Origin of the sequence: Streptomyces sp. NPDC006259, assembly GCF_042870975.1 — a bacterium.
Classification (GTDB): Bacteria; Actinomycetota; Actinomycetes; order Streptomycetales; family Streptomycetaceae; genus Streptomyces.
Genome location: NZ_JBIAHY010000001.1, coordinates 742,380 through 757,550, shown reverse-complemented (window position 1 = coordinate 757,550; position 15,171 = coordinate 742,380). Strand labels below are relative to the sequence as shown.

At 72.8% G+C, this 15,171-nt stretch carries 15 protein-coding genes; 4 read left to right on the top strand and 11 right to left on the bottom strand.

The genetic code is table 11. The annotated features are described in order from the left end of the window. Window positions 1–159: 159 nt before the first annotated feature. Both ACFYO5_RS03195 and ACFYO5_RS03190 read right to left on the bottom strand, forming a co-directional pair. Window positions 160–1,131 carry an aldose epimerase family protein gene (locus tag ACFYO5_RS03195; protein ID WP_388703568.1) on the bottom strand — a complete coding sequence of 324 codons (972 nt, stop codon included), beginning with the start codon at window positions 1,129–1,131 and terminating at the stop codon, window positions 160–162. A 15-nt stretch (window positions 1,132–1,146) separates the two neighbouring features. Continuing rightward, on the bottom strand, window positions 1,147–2,046 hold the full coding sequence (locus tag ACFYO5_RS03190; protein ID WP_388703565.1) for an SGNH/GDSL hydrolase family protein: 900 nt from the start codon (window positions 2,044–2,046) through the stop codon (window positions 1,147–1,149). Between the two features lie 284 nt (window positions 2,047–2,330). Between ACFYO5_RS03190 and ACFYO5_RS03185 the strand changes: the two genes are divergently transcribed. Then, window positions 2,331–2,825 (top strand): DUF3145 domain-containing protein, encoded by a 495-nt coding sequence (locus tag ACFYO5_RS03185; protein WP_388703562.1) that lies wholly within the window; start codon window positions 2,331–2,333, stop codon window positions 2,823–2,825. A 95-nt stretch (window positions 2,826–2,920) separates the two neighbouring features. On the opposite strand, the gene fabF is transcribed toward ACFYO5_RS03185, so the two are convergent. From fabF to ACFYO5_RS03160, 5 genes are all read right to left on the bottom strand, one after another. Continuing rightward, complete coding sequence (gene fabF, locus ACFYO5_RS03180; RefSeq protein WP_388703559.1) at window positions 2,921–4,201, bottom strand: beta-ketoacyl-ACP synthase II; 1,281 nt, start codon at window positions 4,199–4,201, stop codon at window positions 2,921–2,923. An 86-nt stretch (window positions 4,202–4,287) separates the two neighbouring features. Continuing rightward, the gene (locus ACFYO5_RS03175) at window positions 4,288–4,536 is read right to left on the bottom strand and encodes an acyl carrier protein (RefSeq protein WP_356559553.1); all 249 of its coding nucleotides are present in this window, start codon (window positions 4,534–4,536) and stop codon (window positions 4,288–4,290) included. An 81-nt stretch (window positions 4,537–4,617) separates the two neighbouring features. Further along, window positions 4,618–5,619 (bottom strand): ketoacyl-ACP synthase III, encoded by a 1,002-nt coding sequence (locus ACFYO5_RS03170; protein ID WP_356559551.1) that lies wholly within the window; start codon window positions 5,617–5,619, stop codon window positions 4,618–4,620. 16 nt (window positions 5,620–5,635) lie between these two features. Continuing rightward, window positions 5,636–6,550: an ACP S-malonyltransferase gene (locus ACFYO5_RS03165; protein WP_356559549.1), complete on the bottom strand. Its 915-nt coding sequence runs from the start codon at window positions 6,548–6,550 to the stop codon at window positions 5,636–5,638. An 89-nt stretch (window positions 6,551–6,639) separates the two neighbouring features. Then, window positions 6,640–7,851, bottom strand: a complete 1,212-nt coding sequence (locus ACFYO5_RS03160; RefSeq protein ID WP_356559547.1) for a helix-turn-helix domain-containing protein — start codon at window positions 7,849–7,851, stop codon at window positions 6,640–6,642. Between the two features lie 91 nt (window positions 7,852–7,942). Here ACFYO5_RS03160 and ACFYO5_RS03155 point away from each other — a divergent pair, with 91 nt between their 5' ends. After that, window positions 7,943–8,602 carry a pirin family protein gene (locus ACFYO5_RS03155; RefSeq protein ID WP_388703554.1) on the top strand — a complete coding sequence of 220 codons (660 nt, stop codon included), beginning with the start codon at window positions 7,943–7,945 and terminating at the stop codon, window positions 8,600–8,602. A gap of 9 nt (window positions 8,603–8,611) precedes the next feature. Here ACFYO5_RS03155 and ACFYO5_RS03150 read toward each other — a convergent pair whose 3' ends face one another. Continuing rightward, window positions 8,612–10,438: a protein kinase gene (locus tag ACFYO5_RS03150; protein ID WP_388703551.1), complete on the bottom strand. Its 1,827-nt coding sequence runs from the start codon at window positions 10,436–10,438 to the stop codon at window positions 8,612–8,614. Window positions 10,439–10,498: 60 nt separating this feature from the next. Further along, on the bottom strand, window positions 10,499–11,335 hold the full coding sequence (locus ACFYO5_RS03145) for a serine hydrolase domain-containing protein (protein WP_388703548.1): 837 nt from the start codon (window positions 11,333–11,335) through the stop codon (window positions 10,499–10,501). 76 nt (window positions 11,336–11,411) lie between these two features. Here ACFYO5_RS03145 and ACFYO5_RS03140 point away from each other — a divergent pair, with 76 nt between their 5' ends. After that, complete coding sequence (locus ACFYO5_RS03140; protein WP_388703545.1) at window positions 11,412–11,897, top strand: MerR family transcriptional regulator; 486 nt, start codon at window positions 11,412–11,414, stop codon at window positions 11,895–11,897. Next, window positions 11,894–12,919, top strand: a complete 1,026-nt coding sequence (locus ACFYO5_RS03135) for an aldo/keto reductase (RefSeq protein WP_388703542.1) — start codon at window positions 11,894–11,896, stop codon at window positions 12,917–12,919. The genes ACFYO5_RS03140 and ACFYO5_RS03135 overlap by 4 nt, the downstream gene beginning before the upstream one ends. Window positions 12,920–12,929: 10 nt before the next feature. Here the strand turns inward: ACFYO5_RS03135 and ACFYO5_RS03130 are convergent, their stop codons facing one another. Continuing rightward, the gene (locus tag ACFYO5_RS03130; protein WP_388703539.1) at window positions 12,930–13,781 is read right to left on the bottom strand and encodes a DUF4429 domain-containing protein; all 852 of its coding nucleotides are present in this window, start codon (window positions 13,779–13,781) and stop codon (window positions 12,930–12,932) included. A gap of 56 nt (window positions 13,782–13,837) precedes the next feature. Further along, on the bottom strand, window positions 13,838–15,055 hold the full coding sequence (locus ACFYO5_RS03125) for an alpha/beta hydrolase (RefSeq protein ID WP_388703536.1): 1,218 nt from the start codon (window positions 15,053–15,055) through the stop codon (window positions 13,838–13,840). Window positions 15,056–15,171 lie beyond the last annotated feature (116 nt).

The following is a 15,171-nucleotide window of genomic DNA, read 5'->3' as shown; positions in this document are numbered from 1 at the left end:
GACCCCCGGACCGGGGCTATCGACCGCCCCCCGGGTCCCCGAGCGGGCCCCCGCGGCCGTCGTGCCGACCCCCCGCGGCCGTCGTGCCCCGCGGCCCTCGTGCCCCGCCTCCCGCGGTCGTCGTGCCCGGCTACCGCGTCCGGCCGCCACCGCCGCCGATCACCGCGCCGAGAAGCCGTACACCGTCTCCGACCGGTACACCCCGCCCGGCCGCAGCTCGGTGCTCGGGAAGTCCGGCCGGTTCGGGGAGTCCGGGAAGTGCTGGGTCTCCAGCGCGACGCCCTCGCCGGGCTCGAACGGCTCGCCCAGATGGTCGGCGGTGTACACCTGGATGCCCGGCTCGGTCGTGGCCACCGTCAGCACCCGACCGGACGCCGGGTCGTACAGCTCCGCCACCTCCACCGGCTCGGCCGTGACGGCCTTGTCGAGCACGAAGTTGTGGTCGAGGCCGCTCTCGACCTTGCGGGCCGTACGGAAGTCGAAACGGGTGTCCGCCACGCCCGCCGGCTCACCCGTGGGGATCAGGTCGTCGTCGACCGGCGTGTACCGGGAGGCGGCCAGCCGCAGCTCGTGGCCGCCGGCGTTCCCCGAGCCGCTCAGGTTGAAGTAGCTGTGGTTGGTCAGGTTCACCACCGTCGGCTCGTCCGTGACCGCCTCGTACCGCAGCCGCAGCGCCCCCGACGCGTCCAGCGTGTACGTGGCCGTGACCTCCAGGCGGCCGGGGAAGCCCTCCTCGCCGTGCGGGCTGACCCGGCTCAGCCGCAGCCCGTGCTCGACCGGCTCCACGTCCCACACCCGCTTGTCGAAACCGCGCTCACCTCCGTGCAGCGAGTTCGGCCCGTTGTTCGGCGCCAGGGCGTAGGTCACCTCGTCCAGCGGGAAGCGGGCCCCGGCGATCCGGTTCGCGTACCGCCCGACGAGCGCGCCGAGATAGGGCTCCGGATGGGTGACATAGCCGTCCAGGTCCCCGAACCCCAGCACCACGTCCGCCCGGTGCCCCTCGCGGTCCGGGACCTCCACCGACTGCACGATCCCGCCGTACGACAGGACCCGCACCCGCACGCCCGCCCGCTCCAGGGTCCAGCGGTGCACCGGGGTGCCGTCGGAGAGTGTTCCGAAGTGTTCGCTCATGGGCGAAACCCTAAGTCACGTGCTCCGGGCGGTGACCTTGCGGTAGGCGATCTCGGCCAGCCTGGCCTGGCCGTCCTTGCTCGGGTGGAACCAGTCCCAGTGGCTCAACTGGTCGGTCCCGAAACGGAACTTGTACACCGCACCGCCGTCGAACCGGCACCGCGGATCCTTCGCGCAGACCTCCTTCAACACCGTGTTGTAGTCCTCCACGCGGCGCTGCACGGTCTCCCGCCGCAGATTCGCCGCCGAGTCCAGCGCGTCCGCGTCCCCCAGCATCGACGGGCAGATCCCCAGCTTCCAGACCTGCTTGCCCAGCACGTTCGTCCGCCCCTCGGACCACAGCCGCTTCAGGTTCGGCACGCTCGCCACATAGACCTGCGTCGAGGGCGAGGCCCGGCGCAGCGTGCGCAGCGACTCCTCGAACCCCGACCGGAAGTCGGCGACCGGCGTCATCGCCTCCGCCGAGGCCCGGCAGGCGTCGTTGGCCCCCGCCATCACGGTCACCAGCGCGGGCCTCTTCGCCGCCGCCCGCGCCATCTGCGCCGGCAGGTCGGCCATCCGCGCCCCGGACGCCGCGTAGTTCCAACTGTGGGTGGCCGCCCTCGCCGCCCCCAGCAGCCGTACCGCCAGGCTGTTGACCTCGCCGCTGTCGCCGGTCGCCCAGGACACCTCGGGACAGTCCGCCAGCACCGAACAGGCGTCGAAGCCGCGCGTGATGGAGTCGCCCACCGCGGCCAGCGAGGCGGGACTGCTGTCCCACACCGGCGTCGGCGAGGCAGAGGGCTTCGGCCGCCGCTCCGGCGTCCCCGCCGCGCCCGGCCCCTCCCCGCCCAGCACATCGCAGCCGGCCGCGCCCAGTACCAGCGCGGCCGTCATGGCGGCCACGGCCCGCGAGCGGTGGCTTCGCTTCCGCATCCCCTGGTGTCCCCTCGGTCGTCCCGCCCGCCGGCCGGTCCCCGGCCGGACGGTCCGCCGGCCCCACTGATGACAACGTCCGGGAGTTCCCGAGCCCGGCGGGAGGCAACGGATCACGCCCGTACAGGCGTCCTGCCGGGTGAATGGGGGCCTTTCGGCGGCCCGGGACCGACGGTACGTCACACTCCTCACGCCGTCGCACGGTAGCCTCGCCATCAACGTGGCTGCCCGCCACAGCCGCCATGCCAGCCTGCAAGACTGTCCCGCTCTGCCCGGAGGTCCCGGTGACGACACGTGGAGTTCTGTACGTGCACTCCGCGCCGCGCGCGCTGTGCCCGCACGTCGAGTGGGCCGTCGCCGGGGTGCTCGGCACACGCGTCAGCCTCGACTGGATCCGGCAGCCCGCCGCGCCCGGCACCTGGCGCTCGGAGTTCTCCTGGCAGGGCGAGGCCGGCACCGCCTCCAAGCTCGCCTCCGCACTGCGCGGCTGGCACCTGATGCGTTTCGAGGTCACCGCCGAGCCCTGCGCCACCGCCGAGGGCGAGCGCTACAGCTGCACCCCCGACCTCGGCATCTTCCACGCCGTCACCGGCATCCACGGCGACATCCTGATCCCCGAGGACCGCCTGCGCGCCGCCCTGACCCGCTCCCAGCGCGGCGAGACGGACCTGGAGGCGGAGATCGCCAAGCTTCTGGGCAAGCCCTGGGACGACGAACTGGAGCCGTTCCGCTACGCCGGTGAGGGCGCCCCGGTGAGATGGCTGCACCAGGTCGTGTGACACGCCACGCCCCGGACGGGCGAAGATCGTGAAGAACGCGAAGAAGGGGCCCCACCCTCCCGGGCGGGGCCCCTTCACACGCGTACCGGCGGATCTCAGACCGTGCGGAACGCCAGCACCACGTTGTGCCCGCCGAACCCGAACGAGTCGTTCAGCGCGGCGATACGGCCCTCGACGGGCAGCTTGCGCGCCTCGCCGCGGACGATGTCCGCGTTGGCCTCGGCCTCGGGGTCGAGGTTCTCGACGTTGATGGTGGGCGGAGCCACCCGGTGGTACAGCGCGAGGACCGTCGCCACCGACTCCACGCCGCCCGCGCCGCCGAGCAGGTGACCGGTCATCGACTTCGTCGCCGAGACCGCCATGTGGTCGGCCTCGTCGCCGAACACCTTGCGCAGCGCCTTCAGTTCGGCCACGTCACCGGCCGGCGTCGACGTCGCGTGCGCGTTGACGTGCACGATCTCCGCCGGGTCCAGGTCGGTGCGGTCCAGCAGGTTCTGCAGGGCGTGCGCGATGCCGCGGCCCTGCGGCTCCGGCTGCACGATGTCGTGGGCGTCGGCGGAGATGCCCTGGCCGACCGCCTCGGCGTACACCCGCGCACCGCGCTCGGCGGCGTGCTCGGCGGACTCCAGGACGATCACACCGGCGCCCTCACCGAGCACGAAGCCGTCGCGCCCGGTGTCGTAGGGACGCGAGGCGCCCTGCGGGTCGTCGTTGTTCTTGGACATCGCCATCATGTTGCCGAACGCGGCGATGGGCAGCGGGTGGATCGCCGCCTCCGTGCCGCCGGCGACCACGACGTCGGCGCGGCCGGTGCGGATCATCTCGATGGCGTAGCCGATGGCCTCGGCGCCCGAGGCGCACGCCGAGACCGGCGTGTGCACGCCCGCGCGGGCGCCCACGAGCAGGCCCACGTTGGCGGACGGGCTGTTCGGCATGAGCATGGGCACGGTGTGCGGGGAGACGCGGCGGACGCCCTTCTCCTTCAGCACGTCGTACTGGTCCAGCAGGGTCGTCACGCCGCCGATGCCGGAGGCGATGACCGCGCCGAGCCGGTCGGGGTCGACGGAGGCGCCCGACGTCTCGTCGCCGGCCCTGGCCTCGAAGCCGGCGTCCTTCCAGGCCTCCTGAGCCGCGATCAGCGCGAACTGCGCCGAGCGGTCCAGCTTGCGGGCCTGCGGCCGCGGGATGACCTCGGTGGGCTCCACGGCGATCTGTGCCGCGATACGGACGGCCTGCTCGGCCGCCCAGTCCTGCTCCAGGGGCTTGACGCCGGACTTGCCGGCGACCAGGCCCTCCCAGGTAGAGGCTGCGTCGCCACCCAGCGGTGTGGTTGCGCCGATACCGGTGACGACCACGGTGCGATTGGTCGGGCTCACGGGAATTCTTTCTCCAACGATCGGGATTCAGCGGCGCCACCGCCGGGTGGCGGGGCAAGGCCGGATCATCCGGCCCCGGCAGTGACTCAGGCCTGGTGCTTGAGGATGTAGCTCGTCGCGTCGCCGACCGTCTTGAGGTCCTTGACGTCCTCGTCGGGGATCTTGACGTCGAAGCGCTCTTCGGCGGCGACGACGACCTCGACCATGGACAGCGAGTCGACGTCGAGGTCGTCGGTGAAGGACTTGTCCAGCTGGACGTCCTCGACCGGGATCCCGGCGATCTCGTTCACGATCTCCGCGAGACCGGTGACGATCTCTTCCTGAGTGGCGGCCATGTCGGCGCTCCTTCGTTGTGTTCCAGAGGGTGTGGCATTGGGTGTTGCCCGTTCCGGACCGCATGATCCGGCACGGAGTGCCTAGGGGAGGGTAACGACCGTCGCGGCATAGACGAGACCCGCCCCGAATCCGATGACGAGCGCGGTGTCGCCGCTCTTCGCCTCGCCGGTCGCCAGCAGCCGCTCCATGGCGAGCGGGATCGAGGCGGCCGAGGTGTTTCCGGTGGTCCGTACGTCACGCGCGACCGTGACGGACTCCGGCAGCTTGAGAGTCTTCACCATCGAGTCGATGATCCGCTCGTTGGCCTGGTGCGGGATGAACACGTCGAGTTCCGCGGAAGTGATGCCGGCGGCGTCCAGCGCCTCCTTGGCGACCTTCGCCATCTCGAACACGGCCCAGCGGAACACCGCCTGGCCTTCCTGGGTGATCGCCGGGAACTTCGCGACCTCGCCGTCGCGGTAGTCCGTCCACGGCACGGTCTGCTTGATGGTCTCGGACTTGTCGCCCTCGGAACCCCAGACCGTCGGGCCGATCGCCGGCTCCTTCGACGGGCCGACCACGACCGCGCCGGCGCCGTCGCCGAAGAGGAAGGCGGTGGCCCGGTCCTCCAGGTCGGTCAGGTCGGACAGCCGCTCGACGCCGATGACGAGGACGTACTCGGCGGAACCCTCGACGATCATGCCCTTGGCGAGGGTCAGGCCGTAGCCGAAGCCCGCGCAGCCGGCCGAGATGTCGAAGGCGGCGGCCCGGTTCGTGCCGAGCTTGTCGGCGATCTCGGTGGCCACGGCCGGGGTCTGCTTGAAGTGCGACACGGTCGAGACGACCACGGCGCCGATCTGCTGGGCGGTGATCCCGGCGTCGGCGATGGCCTTGCCGGACGCCTCGACCGACATGGCGGCGACGGTCTCCTCGTCGTTCGCCCAGTGCCGGGTCTCGATGCCGGAGCGCGAGCGGATCCACTCGTCGGACGAGTCGATCGTCTCGAGGATCACCTCGTTGGGCACCACACGGGTGGGCCGGTAGCCGCCCACGCCGAGGATGCGCGCGTACGGGGCGCCCTTGCTGGGCTTGATCTTCGCCATGCTCGTCGGCTCCTTGTCAGGCACTGTGCTCGGCGATGACCTCGCGGGCCGCGTCGAGATCGTCGGGGGTCTTCAGCGCCAGCGTCCGCACGCCGGGCAGGGCCCGCTTGGCGAGACCGGTGAGCGTACCGCCGGGACACACCTCGATCAGCGCCGTCACGCCGAGCCGCCGGAAGGTCTCCATGCACAGGTCCCAGCGGACCGGGTTGGCGACCTGGCCGACCAGCCGGTCGAGGATCTCGGCACCGGTGGCCACCGTCTCCCCGTCCTTGTTGGAGACGTAGGCGATCTTCGGGTCGGCGGGGGACAGCTCCTTGGCGGCGGCTGCCAGCGTGTCGACCGCGGGGGCCATGTGGTGCGTGTGGAACGCGCCGGCGACCTTCAGCGGAACGATCTTGCGGACGCCCTCCGGCTTGTCCTCGTTCAGTGCGGCGAGCTGCTCCAGGGTGCCCGCGGCGACGATCTGGCCGGCGCCGTTGACGTTCGCCGGCGTGAGGCCGAGCCCGCGCAGGTGCGCCACGGAGACCTCGGGGTCGCCGCCGAGCAGCGCCGACATGCCGGTCTCGGTGATCGACGCGGCCTCGGCCATGGCCAGGCCCCGCTTGCGGACGAGGGTCAGCGCGGCGGTGTCGTCGAGGACACCCGCGAAGGTGGCGGCGGTGAACTCGCCGACGCTGTGACCCGCGACCGCGCCGGGGACCGGTTCGCCGAGCGCGGCGGCCGACAGGATGCCGGCCGCGACGAGCAGCGGCTGCGCCACCGCGGTGTCACGGATCTGGTCCGCGTCGGCCTGCGTGCCGTAGTGGGCGAGGTCCAGTCCGATGGCGTCCGACCACGCGCCGACACGGTCGGCGGCGCCGGGCAGTTCGAGCCAGGGGGTCAGGAAGCCGGGCGTCTGTGCGCCCTGGCCGGGAGCGACGAGTACGAGCACTCTCACACTCTCTCTTGGGTACGGGCACGGCCGCCCGTGGGGACAGGGACGAAGAACAGCAGGGGGTTTTGTGGACCTCCGACAAAACGCTAGCTCTGAGGGTCTCCGTCGACGAGACGCCCCAGGATCAGCGCGATGCGCAAGGTGAACGCCGAGCGTACATCCGACGGTGACCAGCCGGTGACGTCAGTCACACGTCGGAGCCGGTAGCGCACGGTGTTGGGGTGGACGAACAGCATCCTGGCCGCACCCTCCAGACTGGACGCCTGTTCGAGATAGACGGCGAGCGTCTCCAGGAGCGCCGAGCCCGCTTCCTCCAGCGGTCTGTAGATCTCCTCCACCAGCTGCTCGCGCGCGCCGGGATCACCGGCGATCGCGCGCTCCGGCAGCAGATCGTCCGCCAGCACCGGCCGCGGCGCGTCCTGCCAGGCGGAACACGCCTTGAGTCCGGCCGCGGCGGCCTGCGCCGACCGAGTCGCGGCGAGCAGGTCGGGCACCACCGGACCGGCGACGACCGGCCCCGCGGCGAACGGCCCGATCAGGGACTTGGCCACGGCCATCGGGTTGTCGCTGCCGCCCGCGATGACGACGAGCCGGGCGCCGAGCACCCCGGTGAGCACCTGGAGCTTGGCGTGTCGCGCGGCCCGCCGGATCGCCTCCACCGTCAGCTCGGAGTCCCCGTCCGGCGCGGTGCCCAGGACCACGCACACATGTTCGGGCGCGCTCCAGCCGAGGGCGGCGGCCCGGCTGACGGCGCCCTCGTCGGCCTCCCCGCTGAGGACCGCGTTGACGACGAGCGACTCCAGCCGCGCGTCCCAGGCACCGCGTGCCTCGGCGGCCTGCGCGTACACCTGGGCGGTGGCGAAGGCGATCTCACGGGCGTACACCAGGAGCGCCTCGCGCAGCACGTTCTCGTCGCCCGGCGCCGCGACCTCGTCGATCGCGCTCTCCATCACCTCGATGGTGGTGCGGACCATCTCGACGGTCTGGCGCAGGGTGATGGCCCGGGTCAGTTCGCGCGGCGCGGTCCCGAAGACGTCGGTGGAGATGGCCTGCGGGGCGTCCGGACGCCGGAACCACTCCGTGAACGCGGCGATGCCCGCCTGGGCCACCAGCCCGATCCAGGAACGGTTCTCCGGGGGCATGGCCCGGTACCACGGCAGCGTCTCGTCCATGCGCGTGATGGCCTGGGCGGCGAGACTCCCGGAGGACTTCTCCAGCCGCTTCAGGGTCGCGGTGTGGGCGTGGGCGGCGTGCGCCGCGGCTCGGGCGTCGCGGGCTTCGGGTTCGGATTCGGGCACGTGACAAGACTGCCTTATGGGGGCACGAGCCCGGGCGGGCGGGTCACGGGCGAGGGCACGGCCCGCCGGCCGCCGGGTCTACGGTGGTCCCGTGATGGACGTACGCCGCGCCGACGAGCGCTATCCCGGTGGCGATCCGGCGGCCGGCATCGAGACCCGGCACGCCTTCTCCTTCGGCCCGCACTACGACCCCGGCAACCTCCGCTTCGGCGCGCTGATCGCCTGCAACGAGGAGCGTCTCGCCCCCGGCGCCGGCTTCGCCGAGCACCCCCACAGCCACACCGAGATCGTGACGTGGGTGGTCGAGGGCGAGCTGACCCACCGCGACTCCCGCGGCCACGAGACGCTGGTGCGCCCCGGCGACGTGCAGCGGCTCAGCTCGGCGGCCGGGGTGCGGCACGTCGAGCGCAACGACGGCGCGGTACCGCTGACCTTCGTGCAGATGTGGCTGGCCCCGCCGGAGCCGGGCGGCGAGCCCGCCTACGACCTCGTCCGAGGCATCGCCGACGCCACGCCGTACGCCGTCCCGCGGGCGGGCGCGACGCTGCACGTACGGCGGCTGGCGGCCGGGGAGCGGACGGCCGTGCCGACGGCGCCGCGCGTCTACGTCCACGTCGTCGGCGGCGCCGTCCGGCTCGGAGCGCACCGGCTGGGGCCGGGGGACGCGGTGCGCGCCGCCGACGAGAGGGGCCTGCGCCTGGTGGCCGGGGCGGGCCCGGCCGAGGTGCTGGTCTGGGAGATGTCCGCCTGAGCGGACCGGCTACTCCCCGGCGTCGGCATCCTCCGCGTTGCGCCACACCGTGACGTCGACCGTGACGTAGTCGCTGGGGTCGTTCTCCGGCGCGCTGCCCTTGAAGGTGACCAGGGCGATGTGGCCGGAGGAGCTGTGCACGCACATCTGCGAACCCTTGGAGACCTGGGAGAGCTTGATCTCCTTGGTGTACCGGGTCTCGGCGCGGCAGGTGGCCAGCGAGCCCTTCTGGGCGTTGTTCAGCAGGACGACCTTCTCGCCGCTGCTGCCCAGCAGGGGGTCGTGGTCCCAGCCGCCGGCGTCGTAGTAGTAGAGGTCGCTGTCCGACGCGTAGCGGGGGCTGCTGCCGTCGGGGCCCTCGAAGGGCTTCGGCGGGGCGTCCGCGAACCGCACGGAGTAGCTCTCGGGGATGTTGATGCCCCGGTAGGTGACCGGTGTGGGGTCGGGCTGCGTCCGGGTGCTCTGCGAGTCGGTGCCGTCACCGGTGCCGTCGCCGGTGGAGCTTCCGGTGGCGCCGCCGGTGGCCGAGGTGTCGGAGCCGTCGGTGGAGCTGCCCGACGAGTCGTCCAGACCGTTGATGAAGGACGCGCAGCCGCCGAGCCAGGCCAGACCCGCCACCGCCGCGACGGCGATCCCGATCCACTTGCCGGTCTGGTTCCGCTTCGGCGGCAGCGGCAGGGGCTGCGGCCGCCAGGTGGGCTGCTGATGGGAGAAGTGCGGCGGCTGCGGTGCGGTCGGCGGTCCATAGGTCGGCTGGAAGGGGGCCTGCGGCGGCGGGGTGGCGGGCCCGAACGAGGGCGTCGGCGGCAGGTGCGTGGCGGCCTGGGTGGGAGCCGCGTGCGCCGGGGCGTGCACCGGGGTGTCGGGCCGGGTGACCGGCGCCGTGGGCGCGGGGGCGGCCGGGGCGGCCGTCGGAGCCGCCGCCAGCGCGGCCGACGCCGACACCCGCTGGGTGATCTGCGCGGCGATGGCCTCCGGCAGCCACGACCCCGACTGGCGCAGCGGCGTCGGCGACGCCTCCTGGCACAGGGTGATGATCTCGGCGGTGGAGGGCCGCTCGGCCGGGTCCTTGGCGAGGCAGCGGGCGATGAAGCCGAGCTGCTCCGCGAGACCGCCCAGGTCGGGTTCCTCGTGGACGATCCGGTACAGCACCGCGTGCGAGGGACCGTCCCCGTACGCCCCGGTGCCGCGCGCCGCGAAGGCGGCGACCTGGCCGAGGGCGAACACGTCGGAGGCGGGCGTGACCGGCTTTCCGGCCGCCTGCTCGGGCGACATGAAAGCGGGCGTGCCGATGGAGACACCGGTACCGGTCAGCGCGGTGGCGTCGGCGGCGCGGGCGATCCCGAAGTCGATGACCCGCGGACCGTCCGAGGCGAGCAGCACGTTGGACGGCTTGAGGTCGCGGTGGACGATGCCCGCCCCGTGGATCACCGACAGCGCCTCGGCCATGCCCGCGAGCAGCAGCAGGACCGACGGCACCGGCAGCGGCCCGTGCTCGCCGACCGCCGCGGCCAGCGACGGCCCGGCCACGTAGGCGGTGGCCAGCCACGGCTGGGCGTCCTCGGTGTCGTAGTCGATGACCGGCGCGGTGTAGAGGCCCTGCACGCGCTGGGCGGCCTGCACCTCCTGGCGGAACCGGCGGCGGAACTCCGGGTCCTCGCTCAGTTCCGGACGGATCGTCTTGAGGGCGATCGGGTGCCCGCCGGGCGTGTACGACAGGTACACCGTGCCCATTCCGCCCGCGCCGAGCCGTGCGGCCAGCCGGTAGCTCGCCACCGATGTCGGGTCGCCGCTCTCCAACGGGCGGAAGTGACCGCCCGGTTGAACGCCTGTCATTCTTCTCCCCCGAGGTCCACGCAATGGGTGCTGTGTGCAGAGGGAGGTTAGCGGAGGAGTTCAGCGCGCGGGACCGGAGCCCCGTACCTCGCCGAGCACCGCGTCCGTGAACACGGGCCACGCCTCGGCAGCCCACGGTCCGAACGCCCGGTCCGTCAGCGCCACCGCGGCGACCCCGGCCTCGGGGTCGATCCACAGGAACGTACCGGACTGCCCGAAGTGCCCGAACGTCCGCGGCGAGGACGAACCGCCGGTCCAGTGCGGCGACTTGGAGTCACGGATCTCGAAGCCGAGTCCCCAGTCGTTGGGGTTCTGGTGGCCGTAGCCCGGCAACACGCCCTTGGTGCCCGGGTATTGGACGGTCATCGCCGCCGCCACCGTCCGCGCGTCCAGCAGCCGCGGCGCCTGCGCCTCGGCGGCGAAGCGCAGCAGATCCTCGACGGTGGACACGCCGTCCTTGGCGGGCGAGCCCTCCAGCGAGGTCGCCGTCATCCCCAGCGGGTCCAGCACGGCCTGCCGCAGGTACTCGGCGAACGGGATGTCCGTCGCCTTCGCGATGTGGTCCCCGAGCTGCTCGAAACCGGCGTTGGAGTACAGCCGCCGGTCCCCGGGCGGGGCCGTCACCCGGTGCTCGTCGAAGGCCAGACCGGAGGTGTGCGCGAGCAGATGGCGGACGGTCGCCCCGGGCGGCCCGGCCGGCTCGTCCAACTCGATCGCCCCCTCCTCGTACGCGACGAGGGCGGCGTACGCGGTCAGCGGCTTGGTCACCGAGGCCAGCGGGAAACGCCGGCCCACGGGGCCGTGCGTGCCCAGGACCGTACCGTCGGCCCGTACGGCACCCGCCGCGGCGGAGGGGACCGGCCAGTTCTCGATCAGCGCGAGGCTCGTGAGCGACATGACCATGAGCCTACCTTCGGACTTCTTACCGTATTCGCTTGCTTGGAGTGCGCTCGAAGGTCATAGCGTGGAGGGCATGACGGTGTTGCAGACCACACCCATGACGACCGAAGCCGGCGCGCCCCCCGCCGACGTCTGTTCCGCCCCGCCGCCGCGGCATCCCCGCCCCGACGGGCAGGACAGCTACACGATCAGCGAGGTGGTCGCCTTCACCGGCCTGACGGCGCACACCCTGCGCTGGTACGAGCGGATCGGGCTGATGGCGCACGTCGACCGCTCGCACACCGGCCAGCGCCGCTACAGCAACCGTGACCTGGACTGGCTCGACCTCGTCGGGAAGCTGCGGCTGACCGGTATGCCGGTCGCCGACATGGTGCGGTACGCGGAGCTGGTGCGCGAGGGCGCGAATACCTTCGGCGAGCGGCGCGAACTGCTCGAACAGACCCGCCGGGACGTGCGGGCGCGGATCGCCGAACTCCAGGACACGCTCGCCGTGCTAGACCGGAAGATCACGTTCTACTCGGACGCCACCGGGGCGTACGAAGCGGAGAGGACCCGATGACCGACAGCAGGATCCCCACGGCACGACTCGGCGACGCGGGCCCGGAGGTGGGCGTCCAGGGCCTGGGCTGCATGGGCATGAGCTTCGCCTACGGCCCCTCGGACGCGAAGGAGTCGCGGGCCGCCCTGGACCGGGCCCTGGACCTGGGCGTCACCCTGTACGACACGGCGGACGCGTACGGCGCCGGTGCCAACGAGGAGTTCCTCGCCCCGTTCTTCAAGGCGCACCGCGACGAGGTCGTCATCGCCACCAAGTTCGCCCTGTCGATCCCGGCGGACGACCCGACCCGCCGTGTCATCCGCAACGACGCGCCCTACATCCGGCAGGCCGTCGAGGCCAGTCTCAAGCGCCTGGACGTCGACGTCATCGACCTGTACTACATGCACCGGCGCGACCCGGACGTGCCGATCGAGGACACCGTCGGCGTGATGGCGGAGCTGGTGCGCGAGGGCAAGGTCAAGCACCTGGGGCTGAGCGAGGTCACCGCCGACGAGCTGCGGGCCGCGCGGGGCGTGCACCCGATCGCCGCCGTGCAGTCGGAGTGGTCGCTGTTCAGCCGGGACATCGAGGACCGGGTGGTGCCGGCCGCCCGCGAGCTGGGCGTCGCCCTGGTGCCGTACTCCCCGCTCGGCCGGGGCTTCCTCACCGGCTCCTTCGCCGACGCCGAGAAGGACCTCACCGCCGGCGACTTCCGCCGTCAGCAGCCCCGCTTCACCGGCGAGAACGCGGCGGTCAACGCCGCGCTCCTGGAGCCGGTCCGCGCGGTCGCCCGGGCCCACGACGCCACCCCGGCCCAGATAGCCCTGGCCTGGGTCCAGCAGCAGGCCGGCGTGCACGGCCTGCCGGTGATCCCGATCCCGGGGACCCGCAGGGCGGGCCGGGTGGCGGAGAACACGGGGGCGACGGCCATCGAGTTGAGCGCGGAGGAGCTGGCGCTCCTGGAGCCGATCGCGGACCAGGTCGCGGGCGACCGGTACGCGGACATGACGTTCACCTCGGCCGGCCGGGAGGCCCGCTCCTGAGGAACGGCCGCTACAGCTCCGCGAGCAGGTCCGCCTTCTTCGCCGAGAACTCCTCGTCGGTGACCAGCCCCGCCCGGTGCAGCTCGCCGAGATGACGGATCCGCTCGGCGACGTCCGCCGGATCGCGGCGTGGGCCGGTGGCCGCCACCGAGGCCATGGGCCCACGCCCGCGCACCGCGGACAGGACGGCCGCCGCGAACGGCAGCGACTCGTGGACGGCGCCGTAGCCCAGCCCGAACACCACGGCCGCCGGGTCCTGGTCCACCGGCGGGGGCGGGTCGTCCCCGCGCAGCAGCCGCAGGTATCCCTCCAGGACCTCGGGCGAGCGCCATTCCACCCCGCTCAGCTCCGACACCGTGAAACTCTGGTCGCCGGCCTTCCACTTCGCGGACGAGGCCCCCGTCCAGAACCAGCGGAACCGCGCGGTCCGCCCGTCGAAGGACGCCTTGGCGTCGTACGCCTTGAACGACAGCGGCACCTCGGGGGCGGCCACCAGGAAGCGCTCGGCCGGCCCGGACTCCGTCAGCCCCGCGCGCAGCTCGTCGGCGTAGTACTCCGCGAGCGCCTCCCGCTCGGCGGACAGCACCAGACGGTACGGGTCGGCGGTCTCCTTGAGCTGCCCGGCCGCCGCCTCGGTCAGCGGATCGGCGCCGGGCCGCGGTGTGAGGCGCAGGACCACGGTCCCGCGCCTGCCGGGTTCGAGCGTGACCGCCTCGATCGCCGCCAGCGGGATCCGGCGCTCACCCAGCGCGGAGAGCAGCTTGGGTGTGCGGATGCCCCTTTCGTAGCGGATGAGGACGGAGTCGGACTCGAACTCCCAGGCGGCATGAAATCCGGCCAGTACGTCACCCATGCGGCTCATCGTATGCGGCACCCGCTCCCTCGTCCCTCCCCGCGCACACCGCAATTCCTGCGCCTCTACGCGCGTCCGGCCGTGGTCGTGCCGGGCAGACCCTCGCGGCACGCGTCATCGTCGCCGGCGCACCGCACCGAGTCGTACGCGCCGGCGCCGATGTCCGCGAAGTTGCGCAGGCTGTCCGTGCCCGGCTCGAAGTAGCCTCCGTGGCCCCTGGCCTCGCGGGCCGACAGCACCCGTGCGCCGAACCCGGAGGCCACCGGGTCCTCGCCGTGCCCCAGACCGCCCAGCTCCAGGTAGGGCACGTCCTGCACCCAGTCGTCGGCGTCCCGCATCGCCCACACCCGGGCGTCGGTGTGCAGCTGCCCGGCGTTCTCCACCCGCATCCCGGGGCTGCCGGCGACCGCGATGTCGGCCACCCGGTCCGGCAGGGCGTCCGCGGCGACCCCGCACACCACGGAGCCGTAGCTGTGGCAGAACAGGGCGACGGGGGAGCTGCCGGGCAGGCCGCGCACCAGGGCGTTCAGGCGTACGGCGCCGCGCTCGGCGCGCATCGCGGTCGCCGAGTCGATGCCGAGCCCGGCCGGCGAGGTGTAGTCGGCCCAGGCGATCACGGCCGTCGGCGTCGTGGGACCCGCCTCGCGCTCGGCCGCGTACAGCGCCTCGGCCATGCCGACGGGCGCCGAGTACCTGCGGTTGGTGCGCTGGAAGGTGAGCAGCGCCGTGTCCACGCCGGGGACGACGACGGAGATCCGCTCGGCCCGGTCGAGGTCGCCGAACACCTCGGCGACGCGGCCGCTGCCGTCCGGGTCGAAGGCGAGGATCTGGCGGTCGCGGTCGGTCATCGACTCGAAGCGGTGCATCCGCCGGCCGGCCTCGTACTGCCCGGCGGGCGAGAGCCGCTCGTCCCGCGTCCGGGCCCGTTCGACCCCGATCTGCTCCTGGAGCGCGATGCGGTTGGCGCGGTAGCGCAGCGCCGCGGGGGCGCCGTTCATGTTGCCGACGGCGAGGGGGTAGCGCTCGGCGAGCCGGGCACGCTGGGCCGCGGTGAGCGAGGCGAAGAAACGGGAGAGCCGGGCCGGGGCCGCCTGCGGGTCGGGCAGCTGCCGTCCGGCGACCCGGCCGCGCTCCCATGCGGTGAGCGAGGCCTTGAGGGCGGTGGTCCCCTCGTGCCGGTGGACGGCGGTCCACCCGGTGGTCGCCAGCATCACGAACACCACGGCCAGTGCGAGCAGTGCGCGCCATGCCGTCAGTTGCGGGGAGGTGTCGAAGGAAGTCACTGGGAGGACACACTAGGAGAACGAAGAGGTCTCGGGCGGCAGGAGTGACGGAGATCACGTTTCGTCGGACGTTTGGACGGCCCCAAGTCGATTCGAGCCCCGCGCCGTCCACGGCG

Coding starts and splice junctions, on each gene's coding strand:
- ACFYO5_RS03195 (WP_388703568.1), bottom strand. CDS start 1,131: ATGAGCGAACACTTCGGAACACTCTCCGACGGCACCCCGGTGCACCGC.
- ACFYO5_RS03190 (WP_388703565.1), bottom strand. CDS start 2,046: ATGCGGAAGCGAAGCCACCGCTCGCGGGCCGTGGCCGCCATGACGGCC.
- ACFYO5_RS03175 (WP_356559553.1), bottom strand. CDS start 4,536: ATGGCCGCCACTCAGGAAGAGATCGTCACCGGTCTCGCGGAGATCGTG.
- ACFYO5_RS03170 (WP_356559551.1), bottom strand. CDS start 5,619: ATGGCGAAGATCAAGCCCAGCAAGGGCGCCCCGTACGCGCGCATCCTC.
- ACFYO5_RS03150 (WP_388703551.1), bottom strand. CDS start 10,438: ATGACAGGCGTTCAACCGGGCGGTCACTTCCGCCCGTTGGAGAGCGGC.
- ACFYO5_RS03145 (WP_388703548.1), bottom strand. CDS start 11,335: ATGTCGCTCACGAGCCTCGCGCTGATCGAGAACTGGCCGGTCCCCTCC.
- ACFYO5_RS03140 (WP_388703545.1), top strand. CDS start 11,412: ATGACGGTGTTGCAGACCACACCCATGACGACCGAAGCCGGCGCGCCC.
- ACFYO5_RS03135 (WP_388703542.1), top strand. CDS start 11,894: ATGACCGACAGCAGGATCCCCACGGCACGACTCGGCGACGCGGGCCCG.
- ACFYO5_RS03130 (WP_388703539.1), bottom strand. CDS start 13,781: ATGAGCCGCATGGGTGACGTACTGGCCGGATTTCATGCCGCCTGGGAG.